This is a genomic window from Novosphingobium lentum NBRC 107847, from assembly GCF_001590965.1.
GTDB lineage: Bacteria > Pseudomonadota > Alphaproteobacteria > Sphingomonadales > Sphingomonadaceae > Novosphingobium > Novosphingobium lentum.
This window is the reverse complement of record NZ_BCTW01000004.1, coordinates 235,386-253,398: the sequence shown is the minus strand read 5'-3', so window position 1 is coordinate 253,398 and position 18,013 is coordinate 235,386. Positions and strand designations below refer to the sequence as shown.

Below are 18,013 nucleotides of genomic sequence, written 5' to 3'. Positions count from 1 at the left end.
CAACCACCGCCGGTTGATGGAGCCAATCGGCAACATCCCACCCGCAGAAGCCGAGCAACGATACTATGCCGTGCTGGACGACGTCCCCATGGCCGCGTAACTTAAACCAAATGGCCTCCGGCGATCCCGGTGCGGTTCATGGCCTGTCACCATGAACTAGCATCTTCCGCTCGAACGGACTACAGAATGCTCGTGATGCTGTGTATGGTAATCAGCTTACGCATCAACAACGGACCCGCTTCGACGGCTCCTGCCGCAATGCAATGTTTGTAATCAGGGGCCACGGATTCGAATCCTCTAGCCGACACCAATGCAGCATCGACCTGCCGACCGGTGACGGCACCGCGTAAAGCGCAGCGACTTCACCATTCAATAGCTGCGCGGCAGGCCCAGCACGTGTTCGGCGATGTAGCTCAGGATCAGGTTCGTGCTGATCGGCGCGACGATGTAGAGCCGGGCCTCGCGGAACTTGCGTTCGACGTCGTATTCCTCGGCAAAGCCGAAGCCGCCGTGGGTCTGCACGCACATGTCGGCGGCGGCCCAGCTGGCCTCGCTGGCGAGCAGCTTGGCCATGTTCGCCTCTTCGCCGGGGTTGCCCCCCTGATCATAGGCTCGGGCGGCGTGGTGGACCATCAGTTCGGCCGCGCGCATCTGCGCATAACAGCGCGCGATCGGGAACTGCACGCCTTGGTTCTGGCCGATCGCGCGGCCGAACACTTCGCGCTGCCCGGCATAATCGGTGGCCTTGCGGATGAACCATTTGGCATCGCCGATGCATTCGGCCGCGATCAGGATGCGTTCGGCGTTCATGCCCGACAGCACGTAGCGAAAGCCCCTGCCCTTCTCGCCCACCAGCGCAGAAGCGGGAATGCGCAAGTCGTCGAAGAACACTTCGGTGGTCGAATGGTTCATCATCGTGCGGATCGGTTTGATCGTCATGCCGTTCGCCAGCGCGGCGCGCATGTCGACCAGGAAGATCGACAGGCCTTCGGTCTTCTTCGCCACCCGGTCGCGCGGGGTGGTACGCGCCAGCAGCAGCATGAGATCGGAATGTTCGGCGCGGCTGGTCCAGATCTTCTGGCCGTTGATGACGTAAGTGTCGCCATCCCTGACCGCCACGGTGCGCAAGGACAGCGTGTCGGTGCCACTCGCCGGTTCGGACACGCCGAACGCCTGCAGGCGCAGTTCGCCGCTGGCGATGCGCGGCAGGTACAAATGCTTCTGGTCCTCGCTGCCATAGCGCAGCAGCGTGTTCATGATGTACATCTGCGCGTGGCATGAAGCGCCGTTGGCGCCCGAGGACTGGATTTCCTCCATGATCGCCGCCGCCGCATCGAGCCCCAGCCCCGAACCGCCGTACTCGACCGGGATCAGCGCGGCGAGGAACCCGGCCTGTGTCAGCGCGGTCACGAATTCGGTGGGATAAGCCTTGTCGCGGTCTTTCGCGCGCCAGTATTCGCCGGGGAATTCGCCGCACAGCGCCTGTACCGCACGCCGGATGTCCTGAATGTCTTCGCTGTCGTTCATCCCCGGCTTCTATGACGGAAACGGCGCGAACGGGACTCCCCTTTTGGACGACCTGGCTAGCTGGTGCTGCAGCAGCCCAGGATGGCCGCGATCAGCGGATCAAGCGCGAGTTCCTGTTCGGCCGCACCGATCGCGATCGCGGCGGCGGGGGCTTCGGCCACGGTGGCGCTGCCGCGATCCTGCGTGAAGGTGTGGCAACCGGCATCGCGCATCAGCTTGAGCCCTTTGGCGCCGTCCTCGCCCATCCCGGTCAGCACGGCGCCGACAGCGGGAATGCCCGCGCGGGCGACCGTGCCGTACAGCAGGTTGGCGCACGGCCGGACGCCATCGATCGGCTCGCGCTCGACCAGCCGGATCCGCGGCGGCTGGCCCGGTTCGAGCACGACATGCCGTTCCGGGTCGGCGGCGATATGCACGATGCCCTGCGTCAGCTGCGCGCCATCCTTGACGGCGCGCACCGAGCATTTGAGGTCCCCGTCGAGCCGCGCGATCAGCGTGGCGACCAGCGCAGGCTCGGCCTGCAGGGTAATGATGGTGGGCGGGCAGTTGACCGGCCAGTGGCTGAGGATCGCGGTCAGCGCATCGATCCCGCCCATCGACGCGCTCATCGCGATGATGTGGCCGTTCCAGTCGAACTGGGTTTCCGCACCGCCGGCGGCGCTGTGGCGGGGCCGGTCGCGGACGTTGCTGTTGGCGGCCGCGAGCACGATCTTGCCCAGCTTGCTGACGTTCTTGTTGAACTGTTCGAGTGTCGCCCGCAGCGGCTTGGGAAAACACTCGACCGCACCCAGTTCGTAGGCCTTGAGCGAGGTTTCGGTGCCGCTTTGGGTCAGGGGGTTTGCCGTGGTCGCCAACGAAGTGCGCGCACTGGCCCAGCGCAGCGCCGATGCCGCCAAGGATATCAAGGCGCTGATCACCAACAGCACCGAGCAGGTTGCGGGCGGCGTCGCCCTTGTCGGCGAAACCGGCAGCGTGCTCGAAACCATCGTGACCCGCGTCGGCCAGATCAGCGAGCGGATCACCGAAATCGCACGGGCGACCGAAAGCCAGGTCACCAGCCTGAATCAGGTCAACAGTTCCGTGGGCGACATGGACCGGATGACCCAGCAGAACGCGGCCATGGTCGAACAGTCGACCGCGGCGGCGCGCAGCCTGGCCACGGAAGCCACCGAGCTGTCGGGCCTGGTCGGCCAGTTCCGCACCGGTGCGGAACGCGGGGTGACGGTCGCTTTTCCGGCCAGCACCGCGCGTCGCAGGCCAGCCAGGGCATCGGCGCCGTCTCCGCGCAGCAATCTGGCGCTGAAGCCGGCTCCCACGACCGATGAGGACTGGGCCGAATTCTGAGCCCCGATGGAAGGTTGGAGGAATTTATGACGGCAATCACGCTTCCCGCGCGCTGCGATCGCGCTGCCGCCTGTGCCCTGTTGCCCGAACTGATGGCAGCGCAAGGCACGGCAGAGATCAGGGTCGACGGCAGCCAGGTCGAGCAGATCGGCCAAGCCATGCTGCAACTGCTGGTCAGCGCGCGGCGCACCGCCGGAGGCGCCACCATCCTGCCGTCGCCGGCGCTTGCCGAAGCCTGCCGGATGACCGGCCTGTCAGCCGAATTGTTCGATGAGGTACAGTCATGACCAGCGAAGAAATCCAGGCGATCTTCTTCGTCGAATGCGAAGAGTCGCTCGTCGCCGCCGAAGCGGGCCTGGCCGCCTGCAAGGACGGCACGCAGGACGCCGACACCGTCAACGCCATCTTCCGCGCCGTGCATTCGATCAAGGGTGGCGCAGGTGCCTTCGGCTACACCGCATTGCAGGCCTATACCCACACGTTCGAGACGCTGCTGTCCGACGTGCGCGATGGCATCTTGGCGGTGAGCGAACCGCTGGTCGACGTGTTGCTGCGCGCGCTGGATACGCTGACCGATCATGTCGCTTCCGCGCGGGACAATTCGACGCCGCCCGAAGATGCCGGGCTGATCGCCGAGATGACCGCCGCGCAGACGGGCGATGGTGCGGCATCGGCCGCCGAACCCGTGGCTGAAGTGGCGACGGCACCGGCACAGCCCGAGACGGCAGCCGCTTCATCGGATCTGGATTTCGATCTCGATTCGATGCTCGACTCGATCGTCGGCGATTTCGATGCCGCCGAACCGGCAGCGCCGGCTCCGAGCCCGTCATGGAAAGTCCATATCCGCCCCCACGCCGGCGCGATGGGCAACGGCGGCGAACCGCTGCTGCTGCTGCGCGAAGTCGAAGCGCTGGGCGGCGAATGCGTCGCGTGTGAAACCTCATCCGTCCCGCTGCTCGATGAACTGAACCCGCAGCAGGGCTATCTCGGATGGACGTTCCTGATGCCCGGCTCGGTCGATCAGGCGGCGGTGCAGGACATCTACGATTTCGTGGGCGACGACTGCGATCTGGCCTTCGGCGCCGATGCCACCATTCCGGCGGTGCGCCTGTCGGTCGCCGCACCGCCAGCCCCTGTCGCCGTCGCGCAACTGGCGGCTGCCGCGTCCGTCTCGTTGACGCCGGTGCGCCCGACCGCGGCAGCGCCGGCCAACGATGAGGCGGCCAAGCCCGCAGCGGGCCAGCCGCAGGTCCAGTCGATCCGCATCGACCTGCCCAAGCTCGATCGGCTGATCGATTCGGTCGGAGAACTGGTGATCGCGCAAGCGATGATGGCGCAGCGGCTGGCCAGCGAAGGCATCGCCGCCAGCGAGGAACTGGCGCTGCTCGACGGCCTGACGCGTGACATCCAGGAAAGCGCCATGTCGATCCGCGCCCAGCCGATCGGATCGGTGTTCAGCCGGGTGCCGCGCATCCTGCGCGAACTGGCATCCTCGACCGGCAAGCAGGTCAAGCTCGAACTGATCGGCGAAGCCACCGAACTCGACAAGACCGTGATCGAGCGGCTGGGCGAACCGTTGACCCACCTCATCCGCAACGCGGTCGATCATGGCATCGAGACCGTGCAGGAGCGGCTGGCCGCAGGCAAGCCGGCCGAAGGCACGCTGGTGCTGGCCGCCGAGCACCGTTCGGGGCGGATCCTCATCCGCATCACCGATGACGGGCGCGGGATCGATCGCGAGCGGGTGTTCGCCAAGGCGGTCGAGAAAGGCCTGGTCGCCGCCGACGCGCAAATGTCCAAGGAAGACATCGACGCGCTGATCTTCGCCCCCGGATTTTCCACCGCCGCCAGCATCACCAGCGTGTCGGGCCGGGGCGTGGGCATGGATGTGGTCCGCCAGAACGTGAAAGAGCTGGGCGGGCGCATCACCATCGAATCCGAACACGGCAAGGGCACCAGCTTCACCCTCACCCTGCCGCTGACGCTGGCGATATCGGACGGCATGATCGTCAACGTCGGCGACCAGACGCTGATCGTCCCGCTGACCCATGTCGTGGAAAGCCTGCGGCCCAAGCCGGGCGACATCCAGGGCCTCGGCACCAACCAGCAGCTGCTCAACGTGCGGGGCAAGTTCATTCCGGTGCTGCCGGTCTATCAGGCGATCGGTGCGGCCAGGAGCCTGGCCAATGCCGAAGCGGGCGTCCTGATCGTGGTCGATACCGAAGTCGCCGGTCAGGCCGCGCTGCTGGTCGACGATATCTGCGATCAGCGCCAGTTCGTGATCAAGAGCCTCGATACGCATTACCGCGCGGTGGAGGGCATTGCCGGCGCAACGATCCTGGGCGACGGGCAAGTCGCGCTCATCCTCGATGTCGACGGCCTGGTGGCAGGCGCACTGGCCCATCCGGACAGGAAGGCAGCGTGAACCTGGGCGCTGCCTTGAGCCAGCCGATACCCGGGATCAGTCCCGACGTATATGGCGAGGCCGATTTCCACGCGATCGCGGAGATCGTCTATGCCGGGTCGGGCAACGTCCTGCCCAAGGGCAAGGCGATGCTGGTCTATTCGCGCATCGCACCGCTGGTGCGTGAGAGCGGCTGCGGCACGTTCGGCAACTATGTCGCGCTCATCCGCCGCGATCCGGAACAGCAGGCGCGCGCCGTTGCCGCGCTGACCACCAATCACACCTTCTTCTATCGCGAGGCGCATCACTTCGATTTCTTCGACCAAGAGGTCCGTCCGTCGATCGTGAAAAAGCTGGCGGCGGGCCGGCCTGCGCGCCTCTGGTCTGCCGGCTGTTCGAGCGGCGAGGAAACCTGGTCGCTGGTGATGGCGCTGCTGGGTGCGGACAAATCGGAAGGCGCCCGCATCGCGCGCGGCGACATCCGGGTGCTGGCCACTGATCTGGCGCCGCATGCCCTGACCAAAGCCAAGGCCGCGCAGTATGAGGCCAAGGACCTGCAGCCGATGCCGTCCGACTTCGTCCGCCACTGGACGCAAACCGAAGGCAACACGACGGCCATCGGTGAGGTCGCCCGCTCGCTCGTGCGGTTTCGCAGCCTCAACCTGCTGCACGACTGGCCGATGCACGGCAAGTTCGATGCCATCTTCTGCCGCAACGTGATGATCTATTTCGACAACGAAACCAAGGAGCGGCTGGTCGCGCGGTTCGCCGACATGCTGTTCCCCGGATCGCACTTGTTCATCGGTCACAGCGAGCGCGTGACCGGCCCCGCCGCGCGCGTGCTCGAACCGGTCGGCCCCACCATCTATCGCAAGAGAATGTCATGACCATTCGCGTGCTCATCATCGACGATTCCCCGACCATGCGCGCGATCCTGATGTCGCGCATGTCCGGCGAACCCGACATTTCCGTGATCGGCACGGCGGGTAACGCCGTCGAGGGCCGCGAGCTGATCAAGCAGTTCAACCCGGACGTGGTCACGCTCGACATCGAAATGCCGGGCATGAACGGGCTCGATTTCCTCGAGAAGATCATGACCTTGCGACCCACCCCGGTGATCATCATTTCCGGCTCGACCCAGAAGGGCGCGGACGCCACCGCCCGGGCGCTCGCGCTGGGTGCGGTCGATTGCTACGCCAAATCCGATCGTTCGGGCACGCTTCCGATCGACGACGATGGCAAACTGGCCAATCTCATCCGACAGGCCGCCCAGGTCCGGTTCAACAACCGCTGGCCGGTGTCGCCCGTGACAGGGCGCGACGGCAGGCCGGCGGCGCAGACCAACACCGCGTTGATCGCCATCGGATCCTCGACCGGCGGGGTCGAGGCCTTGCAGACCCTGCTGACCGGCTTTCCCGAAGACTGCCCGCCCACGGTCATCGTCCAGCACGTCAATCCCCGCTTTGCCGCCGCCATTGCCAACACGCTGGACCTTGCCAGTCCGGCCAAAGTGCAACTGGCCGAGGCGGACATGCCGCTGAAACAGGGCAACATCTATCTTGCCCCCGGCGGCGACCGCCATCTCACGGTGGGCGGGTCGAACAGCCATTACGCCCGGCTGCGCCCCGGCGAGCCTTTGTGCGGACACCTTCCCAGTGTCGATGCGCTGTTCCAGTCGGTGGCCGACAATGTCGGTGCCGGCGCGGTCGGCATCCTGCTAACCGGCATGGGCAGCGACGGAGCGAGAGGCCTGCTGGCCATGTCGCAGGCCGGTGCCCAAACGATCGCGCAGGACGAGGCCACCTGCACCGTGTTCGGCATGCCGCGCGCTGCGATTTCGCTCGGTGCCGCCGGCATCGTCGCGCCGATTTCGCGCATCGCCCACCACGCTTTGAAACGCGCAGCATAACCACCATGCTCCATCAACCTCTTCCATCCGCCACCGGCATGAAGCGCATCACCGTGTTGCAGGGGCAAATCTGCGTCAGCGGCGATACCAACGTCGAGTTCGGCACCGTGCTGGGCAGCTGCGTGTCGTCCTGCCTGTTCGACTCGGTCGCGCAGATCGGCGGCATGAACCATTTCCTGCTGGCCGAACCACCCGCGAACCACACCCCCGGCCAGGTCGATGTGCATTACGGCGTTTACCTCATGGAACTGCTGATCAACGAGATGCTCAGCCGGGGCGCGATCAAGCAGCGCATCCGCGCGCATCTTTATGGCGGCGCCAACTTGCGTGCAGGCATGGCGCCGATCGGCACCGCCAATGCCGCGTTTGCCCGGACGTTCCTCGACCGGGAGCACATCCCGTTATTGCGCGAGGACCTGGGCGGCACATGCGCCCGCCGCGTCGATTTCCGCCCCGCCACCGGCCAGGTACGTTGCCGTACCGTCGAAAGCACGCTGGCACCCGACCTCAAACCCGCCAGCCGCACCGACCGCAGGTCCGGCGATGTCGAACTGTTCTGATGAAAGCGAGACTCCTCCCATGAACAAGACAACACGCATCCTCACGGTCGATGACAGCGCCAGCATGCGCGCGCTGCTGCTGCATGCCCTGACGTCCAGCGGCTTCGAGGTCGCACAGGCCGACGACGGCGTGGCGGCGCTCGAATGGCTGGCGTTGAACGAAGTCGATGTCGTCATCACCGATATCAACATGCCCCGGCTGGATGGCTTCGGCCTGATCGAGCGGTTGCGCGCCGGCGACCGCCATCAGGACCGGCCGATCCTGGTGCTCACCACCGAAAGTTCGGACGAGAAGAAACAGCGCGCGCGCAATGCCGGTGCCACCGGCTGGATCGTGAAGCCGTTCGATCCGGAAAAGCTCGCCACCGCCGTTCGCCGCGTAACCCATTGATCCAGAAAAGGAGACAAGTCAGATGCAACGCGAATTCATCACGTTCGAAGTCGGCGGACAGCTGTTCGGGCTCGACATCATGGCCATCCGCGAAATCCGCGCCTGGACACCGACGACCAAGCTGCCGCGCGTGCCGCACTACGTAGCGGGCGTCGTCAACTTGCGCGGCACCGTGCTGCCGGTGATCGATCTGGCCGCGCGGCTGGGCTGGCAGGGCACCGAGGCGACGCCGCGCCATGCGATCATCGTCACGCAAGTGGCCGGACAGGCGCGCGGGCTGATCGTGGATTCGGTGAGCGATATCATCACGCTGCCCGACGAAGCATTGCAGGCGCCGCCGGCCACGTCGAACGACGGCATCGTGCCGTTCATCGAAGGCCTGGCCGCCATCGACGAGCAGATGGTGATGATCCTCGACCTGGACCGGCTCAACGCAGACGATCAAGTACCGGAAGCTGCGTGAGCGCGCTGCCGGTCTTTGTTGACCTTGCCGCCATTGCCGAGGTTCTCGGCGAGCTCGGCAACGAAGTCGAGCAGCTGGGCGTCTCGCTGTGCTGCGATCCCGCCGTGGCGGTCAACCACATGCACGCGCTGCAGGCGTTCGACCTCATCGCCCAGAAACAGCGCGGCCTTGCCGCCCTGCTGCGCGCCGAATGCCCGACAACTGCCAAGGCCGCGCTCGGTCTGGACGAACTGAAAGTGCGGCTGGGATCGCTCCTCAACCCGGATTGACGGCGGCGGACTGGCGTTGTCCGGCCGTCGTCGGTTCGGCACCGCCCCGCCCTACCGAAAACGCTAAGCAACTCTACCAGCGCCCGCCATACGCCATCTTCGAACAGTTCGGTCCATTGCCCATGCTCGACCGCCCGGATACGAGCGCTGCTGGGAAAACCAACGACCTTGCGTGGCATCGCCTCTCTTTTCAGGCTCGACGCCGAAGACAGCGAACTGGCCCGCGCGCAGTTCCGTTCGTTCTCCAAACAGATGCCGCTGCTTTACCTGATCCTGATCTGCAACTGCGTGGCGATCATGGTCGACTTCTTCCGACCCGACCATCTGTTCAAGACCTTCTGCTCCCCGATCCTGATGTGCGCGATGGCGCTGGCGCGCGCGCTGTGGTGGCGGCGCCAGGATGGCGCCAGCTTCACCGATGCGGAGATCGCCACGCACATCAGGCGCACCTGCACGGTGGCGGTGCTGATGACGCTGGCATTCCAGAGCTGGTGCATGTGGGTCTACGGGAACGGCGATGCCTATGCCCGCGGCCACCTCTCGTTTTTCCTCGCGCTCACGCAAGTCAGCACGGTCTTCTGCCTGATGACGATGCGCGCCGCTGCGATGCGCGTGGCCGCGACCAGCACGCTGATCTTCGTGATCTTCTTCGCCGGGGTCGATCGCGGGCGCATGCTGGTCGAGGCGATGGTGCTGTGTTGCGTTGGCCTTGGCATGATGGTGGTGACCTATCGCTACAACCTCGACTTCTCGCAGCTCATCATGTCGCAGCGCGATCTGCACAACCGCCAGGTCGAAACCGAAAAGCTCAGCGAGGAAAACCGCCGCATCGCGCTGACCGACGCGCTGAGCGGTCTGCCCAACCGGCGCGAGCTGCTGTCCCGCCTCGACCGGCTGGAGCAGGATCCGGGCGCCGCTGCCGATAGCCTGGCGGTGGTATTCATCGACCTCGACGGGTTCAAGGATATCAACGACGCGCACGGACACCAGGCCGGCGACACGCTGATCCGCAGCCTCAGCGTGCGCTTGCGTGGAATCTGTCCGCGCTACGCGACATTGGCGCGGGTCGGCGGCGATGAATTCGCCGTCCTGATCGAGGCTCCCGGCGCCACTGCCGAAGCGACCTTGCTGGCGCAGCAGATCAACGAGGAAATCTGCCTGCCGGTGCTGGTGGACCGGCACGTCCTGCAAGTTGGCGCCAGCATCGGCATCGCCGGCAATGCCGACGGCCCGCTGCGCGCGCACGAACTGCTGCGCCGGGCCGACACCGCGATGTATCATGTCAAGATGCACGGCAAAGGCGAAATCGCGGTCTATGACACCGCGTTCGACCAAGGCCGGCTGCGCCGCATGGCGATCGAGCACGAGATCGGAAAAGGCCTTGCGAACAACGAGTTCGAAGTGTTCTATCAGCCCGTGGTCGAAGCGATTGGCGGCAAGATCGTCGCCACCGAAGCCCTGATCCGCTGGCCGCACCGGCCCGACGGCCCGCTCGATCCGCAGCAGTTCATCGACATTGCCGAGGCGACCGGCCAGATCCTTCCGCTTGGCCTGTTCGTGCTCGAACGCGCCTGCCGCAACATCAAACCGCTGGGCGATGTAAAGCTGAGCGTGAACGTGTCACCCGCGCAGTTTCGCGATCCCGGCTTCGAACGGCAGGTCGCCCACGTGCTCGAGCAGACGCGCTTTCCGCCCGAGCGGCTGCAGTTCGAAATCACCGAAGGCTACCTGCTCGCCCACCCCGAACGCGCGGTCCGCGCGATCGAGGCGTTCAAGGCAATGGGCATGTCGATTGCGCTCGACGATTTCGGCACCGGTTTCACCAGCATCCACTACCTGCAGTCCTATGGCTTCAGCCACATCAAGATCGACAAGTCGCTGCTGTCCGGACTGCATCCCGGCAGCAAGTCCTCGCTGCTGGTCACCGGCGCGATCAACCTGGCCTGCGGGCTGGACATGCGCGTGATTGCCGAAGGGGTCGAAACCGAAGAGCAGGCCGACCTTTTGCGCGCCGCCGGATGCCACAAGCTGCAAGGCTACCTGTTCGGCCGCCCGATGCCGATCGCCGACTTCGTCGCGGCCTATCGATCGAGCAACGTGGGCCAACGCAAAGCTCCGCGCCGCCTGGCCGGCTGACAAGGACGGCGAAACGCCGCCGACGCGGTGACCGGCTTCAGCAGCCGTCACCGCTGTTGCCCGATCCGCCCAGCGCGCCGCCCAATGCGCCGCCCAGCGCACCACCAAGCCCGCCCAGTCCGCGCTTCTTCGGCTTGCACTGGTTCTGCTGTTGCGGCTGCGCGCCCTGCATGCCCATCCCTTCCATCCCGACCAGGAAGCCGGTCATCGAGCGATGGCGGATGCGCGCGGTCCATTGCGGGTTCCACGGCGTGCGGGCGCTGGCCGGGCGCGGCGGAAACGCGAAGTCCTCTTCCGGCCCGAACGCGTACAGCGAACCGAACATGAAGTCGGGCGCGGCCTGCTTCACTTCTGCGGGCACCGTGCAGGTGGTCGTCTGCGGCGACAGCACGGTGCGGCTGGCCACCAGCCGCGCGACGGTGGCGGGCGACAGCCAGTCGGACAATCCGCCGCCGAATTCGCGCGTCGCGCTGGACGACCACCAGACGATATCGTTCATCTGCCCGCCCGCACCGCCTTTGCCGCCGATGATGCTGGCGTGGTAGCCGGTGGCATCGGGCACGGCGTTCCAGCTCAGCAGCGTGGCGCCGCTGGACTGGCCGGTCGAACTGGCGCGCAAGGCCGCCATGAAATCCTTGCTCAGGCTGAACGCGATGTCGGGAGAATAATTGCCCGCCACGCGATGCGCGCCGATCAGCGAACTGTCGGGCCGGGCCGACTTGCCGTCGTCGGCCGGCCAGCGGCCATACGTGCGGCTGTTGGCGGCGGTGACGTAATTGTCGACCGGCACGGTGGTGGAATAGAGCCCCGGCGGCACCTGTCCCGCAGCGATCTTGGCGAAGTCGATGACCACCGGCTGGCCCTTGGGCGCATGTTCGCCGCAGCCCCAGAAGATCAGCATGCGTCCCTTGGGTCGCTGGAATTCACGCTCGCCGGGGCGCGACGGGGTGGCGGGCCCTGCGACCGGGGTCTTCAGCGCGACCGATTTGCCCAGCTTCGCTCCCGCCGGCATGAAGTGATCGGCCTTGGCCGGGCCACCCGTGGGCGCCAGGCCCGATCCCAGTTCGAGATGCAGTTCATGCTGCGCGGAATTGCCGCCCCCGCCGAACGCCATGCTGAGTGCAGAACCCATGCCCCCACCCATCCCGGCCATCCCCGATGTGGTTCCGGCGCGCATCTCGTACCGCGCGGTCGGCGTGCCCGCGCCCTGCGCCAGCAACGTACCGCCGGTCGCGGCCAGGACCAGGCCCGCAATCATCAAAGGCCCGCGCGGTGTGAAAGGCTTGCTCATGGTCGTTCATCCCTTTGCATCCGGCGACCTTGTACCGCGGGCCAGCCGAACGGATGTGACTCAAATCAAAGCGATGCGACAAACGGCATGCCGGTTCGCATCTCCGCGCCCTAATCGAACGCCACCCCTTCGCGCACCGATGCCCATTGCTTGCCATCGTGACCGAACAGGATGCGCGTGCCACCGGCGCGGGCTGCGGCCAGCCGTTCGAACGTGCGCATGCCCTGCTCGATGTCGGCCATGGCCTTGGGCAGCACCATCGCATCGAGATTGCGCTCGGTGTAGCAGCAGTCGGCGGCGAGCATGACGTCGCCTTTCGGCAGGCGCACGATCATGCTCTGGTGCCCTGCGGTGTGACCGTAAGTCGGGACGATACGCACCGATCCGTCGCCGAACAGGTCGAGCTCTCCGTCGATCGGCCGCAGGGGCTGCCCGGTGTCATAGTCGATCGCTTCGTACAGGCCCGGCTCGGCCCGTTCGCGCGCGAAATCCAGCTCGCGGCGCTGCACGATCACGGTCGCGTTGGGCAAGTGCGCGTTGCCCCCGCAATGGTCGATATGGAGGTGTGAATTGACGATCCAGTCGATGCTCGCCGGATCGACGTCGATCGCCTTCAGCCGCGTGGCGATGTCCATGCCTTCGAACCATTGCAGGCCGAACTTGTCGGCCGGCAGCGCATCGGCCAGCGCGCGGCGATAGCGCACGCCCATGCCGGTATCGAACACCGCGCGGCCGCCGGGATGGTCGATCAGGTACGACGGCACCGGGCCGCGCAAGTGATCGCCCTCGTCACCTTCGACGAAATAGCCGGGACGGCACTGGAACCAGCCGCAATTGAACGCATAAAGCCGCAAGGTATCGGTCATGCGGGCAAAGCTACGGCGCGTTCCGCACTTTGCAAACCATCAAACGCCATCGTCCATGGATGGCGTGGCCGTGTCAGTCGAACGCGTGCTCGGCCGCCGAACCAGGGGCGGCCTCGCCGTCGCCGAACGCCAACATCGTCCGTCCGCTGTCGACCGAGGATGACCGCCGCCATTGGCCGGCGCCGGACAAATGCTCCTTGCGCTTGTTGCGATCGCGGGTGCGGAAGGCCGAAACGAGCTCGGTCAGCCCGACCGCCTCGTCCGCCAGCGCGCGGGTGGCGGCGCTGGACTGTTCGACCATCGCGGCATTCTGCTGGGTCATCCGGTCCATGTCGCCGACCGCCTTGTTCACCTGCAGCAGGTTGGCGGCCTGGCTGACCGCAGCTTGCGCGATCTCGGCGATCATGGCGTTGCTTTCGGCCACTTGCGCGACGATGCCGTGCAACCGCGATCCGGTTTCGCCGACGAGCTTGACCCCGCATTTGACCTGCTCGGAGCTGTTGCCGATCAGCGCCTTGATGTCGCGCGCTGCCTCGGCGGAACGCTGCGCCAGCCCGCGCACTTCGTTGGCGACGACCGCAAACCCCTTGCCCGCCTCGCCGGCGCGCGCCGCTTCGACGCCCGCGTTCAGCGCCAGAAGATTGGTCTGGAAGGCAATGCCGTCGATCATGTCGATGACCTGGGTGATCTGCTTTGCGCTGCTTTCGATCGCCGCCATGGCTTCGATCGCTTCCTGCACCACCTGCCCGCCGGCATTGGCCTGTTCGTGCGCCTGCGCGATCGAATGCTGCACGGCGGCGGCGTTGGCGGCGGTTTGCTGGACGCTGCTGGTGACCTGGTTCATCGCGGCGGAAGTTTCCTCCAGATTGGCCGCCTGCAGTTCGTTGCGCGAGGCCAGATCATCGGCGGCAGCGCGGATTTCGGAAATGCTGCCCATGACACTGGATGCGCCGACGCGGACCGTGCCCATGGCCTGCGCCAGATTGTCGACCGCTTCGTTGTAGTTGCCGCGCAAGCCTTCGTAGCCGGCGGGGAATTCGGTTTCGATGCGATATTCGAGGTCCTTGGCGGCCAGCTTGTCGAGCCCGACGGTCAGCTTGCCCACGACTTCGCGCTGATCGGTTTCGGCGCGCAGCTTGGCGATCCCGTTGGTGCGGAACACCTCCATGGCATCCGCCATGATCCCGACTTCGTCCTTGCGCCCCGTCCCCGGGACAGTCAGGTCATAATCGCCGGTGGCCAGCGCCCGCATTCCCAACGCCGTCTCACCCAGCGGTTCGAGCACGCGGCGACCGATCAGGATGCCCGCGCGCCAGACCGACACGATCAGCACCGCAGCGATCACGCCGACCAGCGCCAGCAGCAGTCCCACCATCCGGCTGTCCGAGGCGGTTTCGGTGTCGTTGTAGGCGTTCGACGCCGTCACCAGCGCGGCAATGCCTTCGTGCTGCGACAGATAGACCGGAAACAGTTCGCCGGCGTGAATGCGGTGCATCGCCGTCGTATCGCCCGCAGCCAGCGCGGGGAGGAAGCGATCCTCCACGATGTCCCAGAACCGCTGCGCCGTGGCCAGCGTGCTCATGGTCTTGCGGTGCAGCTCGTCGGGCAGCGGCGCGGTGGCCCAGTAGGCCTTGCGCGCGGTGAAATCGCGATACTCCGAAGCGAGCGCGGCTTTGCCGACATCGGGGGTTTCCAGCCCGGCCAGCAGCAGCGAGGTGTGCAGGTACGGCTCCACCACGAACGCCGGCGGCGGCAGGATATCGGCCTGCAATTCATTCTGCAGCGCATGCTTGGCATAGATCGGGCCGCCAAACCGCACTTGCTGGAGAACCAAGCCGACGATCAGGATGGCAGCAACGACCAGCCCTACCAGCAATCGGCATCCGATGGTAACTTGATTGCGGATCATGTGAACGCATCCCATTTCGCAGGAACCACGATCCTATCGCCGTCACGTTAACTTCGGTTGGGTGGTGCCTAAGTAGGTGCGCGATCCGGCCGATCGCGGGATCGCCGATCGCACGTGTCGATCCCGAGCATGGACAGCGGCTCTTGACCATTCCGCAAGCGCCGACATCAGCCCCGTGCCCGGCAACGCCGATCTCCCGCTGCGATCAACCGTTGGCGCGACCCATGTCGAGCGCGACGTCGACGATCATGTCTTCCTGCCCGCTGACCATCTTGCGCCGGCCGCAGCGGGCCGGCATCCGCAAGGCCGCGTGGCAGCACCTGGCGATGGGCGCGGTCGATCCGGTGCGCGGCGGGGATATTCTGGCCATGCCCGATTGCTGGAATATCCGTGGTTCGCGGCGTGGGATCTGGCGCTTCACGCGGTAACGCTGGCGCTGATCGACGCCGCTGGTCGCGCAGATCGCCGCGCTTGGCGTCCGGGCCAAGGCCTACAAGGCCGACGTGTCCGACGAAACGCAGGTCGAGGCGATGTTCGCGCAAGTCGTGGCCGATTTCGGCACCGTGGACATTGTGGTCGCCAATGCCGGGCTGCAGCGCGATTCCGCTTTTGCCAGCATGACGCTCTACCCCGGCTTTGCCACCAACGGCTGACGCCCGAAGCACGGTCACGTCAGGCGCTTTGCATCGCTCCACGCCGTGCCGATGAAGAATTGTCGCGAAGTCAGGCGCTCCAGACTTTGTCCAGCGCCAGGACGAAGTCCTGCATGTCCGCCATGGAGCCGACCGTGATTCGCGACACCGTCGGCCAGATCGGCCACGAACGACCGATCTCGACGCTTTGCGTCCGGAACGCGGCCTGCACGTCCTTGGCCGCCTTGGTCTTCCAGTCGATCATCAGCATGTTGGCCTGCGTCGGCACCACGGTCAGGCCCTTGCGCTTGAGGTGATCGAGCGTGAAACCGCGCGCGGCCTCCATCTGCGCCCTGCGCGCGGCGATAAGGCTGGCGGCGGTCAGGCTGGCGGTGGCGCACGCGAGGCTGGGCAACGGCAGCGCGCCCGATTGCATGCCACCGTCATACCGCATCATCGTTTTGATGGTCTCGGGATTGGCCATGATGTAGCCCATCCGCATTCCCGCCATCCCGAAAATCTTCGAGAACGTCCGCATGACGATCACGTCGGGGTATTTCGTGGCAAAGCTGGAAGCGACCGGCACGCCCGCGAAATGGGTGTAAGCCTCATCGACCAGCACTTTGGCTCCGGCGGGCTTGTTCTGCACCAGCCACGCGATATCCTCGAGCGGGGTGATCGTCCCCGTCGGGTTGTTGGGGGTGCAGATGTAGTACAGCCCGGCATCGCGGTTCGCCGCCAGCATCGCCTTGACGTCATGGCGGAAATCGGGGGTCAGCGGCACGCGGGCAACGGGCGCGCCGACCCATTCGGCGGTGCGGCCGGCAAGTTCGAACGTCGGGTCGGCGGTCACCAGGCCTTTGGCCGGCGAGCAAAACGAAATCACGGCGCGGCTGAGTGGGTCGCTCGACCCCGGCCACGGCGCAACATGGTCGTAAGGTACGCCTTCCACGGCCATCACGGCCCTGATGAAATCGCCCCGCTCGTCGTGCGGGGAATAACGGTTGGATTGGGCGATCATGCCGGCCGCGGCGCGTTGGCCGGGCGCGAGCGGACCCGTCCAGCATTCGTTGGCCCCGATCCGGGTCTTTGCCGTTGGCGCAGGATCGGGCACGCCGCCCGAGGCCCACGCCGGCCGACCGGCAGTTGCCGCCAGCGCGCCCACCCCGAACACGGTCGCGATGCGCGCCAGATCGCGGCGGTTGTAGCCACGCGTCAGCAGGTCATCGGCGGCTTCGGGCAGGAGGTTGTCGGGCAATGGCGCAAGCGACGGGTCGGACATGGCACAAACTCCTTGGGTCGGGTGGTTTCGTCAGGCAGGCGGTCAGGATGTCAGCGCGTGGTGGAACATCACCAGCGAGATGACGACGAGATAGACGCCGAAAATCCGCTTGAGCGGCAGCGGCGGAAGGCTGTGCGCAAACGCGACGCCATATGGTGCCGATACCAGCGACATCGAGGCAATCGCTGCCGTGGCCGGCAGATTGACATAGCCGACGCTGCCCCACGGCAGGCCGGCATGGCCTTGCCCCAGCAGCGCGAAGCCGATGGCGCTGGGAATGGCGATCAGCACGCCGATCCCGCTGGCGGTGGCGATAGAGCGATGGATCGACCGGCCGCACAGCGTCATCACCATGATCGCGATGGTGCCGCCGCCGATCCCCAGCAAGGAGGAGAACGTCCCCAATCCGCCCGCGATCGCCATGCGGGGTGCAAGCCCCGGCATCGTGTCGCTGAGCTTGTGCTCGGCGAGCGCGGGGACAAGGAAATTGAGCGACATCAGCGCCACCCCGGTCGCAAAGATCATCGTCAGCACATGGCCGTCGATCCGGCCCGCAAGGATCACGCCCAACGCGTCACCGATGATCAGCCACGGCGCCCAGGTCCGCAGAATTTCGAAATCCACCGCGCCGCGTGCCGCGTGCGCCTGCAGCGATCGCAAGGACGTGAGAATGATCGTGGCCGCCGACGTGCCGATCGCGACATGCGCCAGTTCGGTCCGTTCGCCATGCAGCAGCGGCAGCACCGCGAGCAGCACCGGCACCACCACGAAACCGCCGCCGATCCCGAACAGGCCCGCAGCAAAGCCGGCGAGCAGCCCGGCGACGAGCAGCGAAATGAGCGGAATTAGCCAGACGGCAACCATTTGCGACACGCAGGCACCCCATCGTTGCGATCAGGTGCCCTCCGCCCGGGCCTGTCCACCTGTTGGGGCGGCCCGTGTCGATACCATGGTGCAGCCCACACATCAGTTTTGCAAGAAGAACCGGGGCATGCCCTGGCCAGGAACGTGTGATCACGCCCTTTGCGAA

The 18,013-nt window shown here is 65.9% G+C and carries 19 protein-coding genes; 11 read left to right on the top strand and 8 right to left on the bottom strand.

Going from position 1 to position 18,013, the window contains the following annotated elements; all coding sequences use genetic code 11:
• Positions 1-369 precede the first annotated feature (369 nt).
• A complete protein-coding gene (locus NL2_RS05115; protein ID WP_068072519.1) occupies positions 370-1,527 on the bottom strand; it encodes an acyl-CoA dehydrogenase family protein in 1,158 nt (385 codons plus the stop codon).
• A gap of 56 nt (positions 1,528-1,583) precedes the next feature.
• Positions 1,584-2,381: a chemotaxis protein CheB gene (locus tag NL2_RS05110; protein WP_068072516.1), complete on the bottom strand. Its 798-nt coding sequence runs from the start codon at positions 2,379-2,381 to the stop codon at positions 1,584-1,586.
• Here NL2_RS05110 and NL2_RS05105 point away from each other — a divergent pair.
• The 10 genes from NL2_RS05105 (at position 2,371) to NL2_RS05060 (ending at position 11,003) form a co-directional block, all read left to right on the top strand.
• Positions 2,371-2,871 (top strand): methyl-accepting chemotaxis protein, encoded by a 501-nt coding sequence (locus tag NL2_RS05105; RefSeq protein ID WP_068072513.1) that lies wholly within the window; start codon positions 2,371-2,373, stop codon positions 2,869-2,871. The two genes, NL2_RS05110 and NL2_RS05105, sit on opposite strands and share 11 nt — an antisense overlap.
• A gap of 26 nt (positions 2,872-2,897) precedes the next feature.
• Positions 2,898-3,158, top strand: coding sequence for an STAS domain-containing protein (locus NL2_RS05100; protein WP_068072510.1), 261 nt, complete (start codon positions 2,898-2,900; stop codon positions 3,156-3,158).
• On the top strand, positions 3,155-5,296 hold the full coding sequence (locus NL2_RS05095; protein ID WP_068072507.1) for a chemotaxis protein CheA: 2,142 nt from the start codon (positions 3,155-3,157) through the stop codon (positions 5,294-5,296). Before NL2_RS05100 ends, NL2_RS05095 begins: the two co-directional genes overlap by 4 nt.
• Positions 5,293-6,162 carry a CheR family methyltransferase gene (locus NL2_RS05090; RefSeq protein WP_068072504.1) on the top strand — a complete coding sequence of 290 codons (870 nt, stop codon included), beginning with the start codon at positions 5,293-5,295 and terminating at the stop codon, positions 6,160-6,162. The genes NL2_RS05095 and NL2_RS05090 overlap by 4 nt, the downstream gene beginning before the upstream one ends.
• Positions 6,159-7,184, top strand: coding sequence for a protein-glutamate methylesterase/protein-glutamine glutaminase (locus NL2_RS05085; protein WP_068072496.1), 1,026 nt, complete (start codon positions 6,159-6,161; stop codon positions 7,182-7,184). The genes NL2_RS05090 and NL2_RS05085 overlap by 4 nt, the downstream gene beginning before the upstream one ends.
• 5 nt (positions 7,185-7,189) lie before the next feature.
• Positions 7,190-7,744, top strand: a complete 555-nt coding sequence (locus NL2_RS05080) for a chemotaxis protein CheD (RefSeq protein WP_068072493.1) — start codon at positions 7,190-7,192, stop codon at positions 7,742-7,744.
• 19 nt (positions 7,745-7,763) lie between these two features.
• Complete coding sequence (locus tag NL2_RS05075; protein ID WP_084355887.1) at positions 7,764-8,135, top strand: response regulator; 372 nt, start codon at positions 7,764-7,766, stop codon at positions 8,133-8,135.
• A gap of 22 nt (positions 8,136-8,157) precedes the next feature.
• Complete coding sequence (locus NL2_RS05070; RefSeq protein WP_068072490.1) at positions 8,158-8,598, top strand: chemotaxis protein CheW; 441 nt, start codon at positions 8,158-8,160, stop codon at positions 8,596-8,598.
• A complete protein-coding gene (locus NL2_RS05065; protein WP_174522589.1) occupies positions 8,595-8,867 on the top strand; it encodes a hypothetical protein in 273 nt (90 codons plus the stop codon). Before NL2_RS05070 ends, NL2_RS05065 begins: the two co-directional genes overlap by 4 nt.
• Before the next feature lie 168 nt (positions 8,868-9,035).
• The gene (locus tag NL2_RS05060; protein ID WP_068072487.1) at positions 9,036-11,003 is read left to right on the top strand and encodes a putative bifunctional diguanylate cyclase/phosphodiesterase; all 1,968 of its coding nucleotides are present in this window, start codon (positions 9,036-9,038) and stop codon (positions 11,001-11,003) included.
• 37 nt (positions 11,004-11,040) lie between these two features.
• On the opposite strand, the gene NL2_RS05055 is transcribed toward NL2_RS05060, so the two are convergent.
• The 4 genes from NL2_RS05055 to NL2_RS21595 form a co-directional block, all read right to left on the bottom strand.
• A complete protein-coding gene (locus tag NL2_RS05055) occupies positions 11,041-12,294 on the bottom strand; it encodes a hypothetical protein (protein ID WP_245647575.1) in 1,254 nt (417 codons plus the stop codon).
• Positions 12,295-12,404: 110 nt separating this feature from the next.
• Complete coding sequence (locus NL2_RS05050) at positions 12,405-13,160, bottom strand: N-acyl homoserine lactonase family protein (RefSeq protein ID WP_068072482.1); 756 nt, start codon at positions 13,158-13,160, stop codon at positions 12,405-12,407.
• A 73-nt stretch (positions 13,161-13,233) separates the two neighbouring features.
• Positions 13,234-15,069 carry a methyl-accepting chemotaxis protein gene (locus NL2_RS05045; RefSeq protein ID WP_068072479.1) on the bottom strand — a complete coding sequence of 612 codons (1,836 nt, stop codon included), beginning with the start codon at positions 15,067-15,069 and terminating at the stop codon, positions 13,234-13,236.
• Between the two features lie 205 nt (positions 15,070-15,274).
• Positions 15,275-15,556, bottom strand: a complete 282-nt coding sequence (locus NL2_RS21595) for a 4-hydroxy-2-oxovalerate aldolase family protein (protein ID WP_084355885.1) — start codon at positions 15,554-15,556, stop codon at positions 15,275-15,277.
• Positions 15,557-15,572: 16 nt separating this feature from the next.
• Between NL2_RS21595 and NL2_RS20655 the strand changes: the two genes are divergently transcribed.
• Complete coding sequence (locus tag NL2_RS20655) at positions 15,573-15,722, top strand: SDR family NAD(P)-dependent oxidoreductase (protein ID WP_245647574.1); 150 nt, start codon at positions 15,573-15,575, stop codon at positions 15,720-15,722.
• A 70-nt stretch (positions 15,723-15,792) separates the two neighbouring features.
• Here the strand turns inward: NL2_RS20655 and NL2_RS05035 are convergent, their stop codons facing one another.
• Complete coding sequence (locus tag NL2_RS05035) at positions 15,793-16,983, bottom strand: aminotransferase class I/II-fold pyridoxal phosphate-dependent enzyme (RefSeq protein WP_068072473.1); 1,191 nt, start codon at positions 16,981-16,983, stop codon at positions 15,793-15,795.
• Between the two features lie 42 nt (positions 16,984-17,025).
• Positions 17,026-17,847: a sulfite exporter TauE/SafE family protein gene (locus NL2_RS05030; RefSeq protein WP_084355883.1), complete on the bottom strand. Its 822-nt coding sequence runs from the start codon at positions 17,845-17,847 to the stop codon at positions 17,026-17,028.
• Between the last annotated feature and the right edge of the window lie 166 nt (positions 17,848-18,013).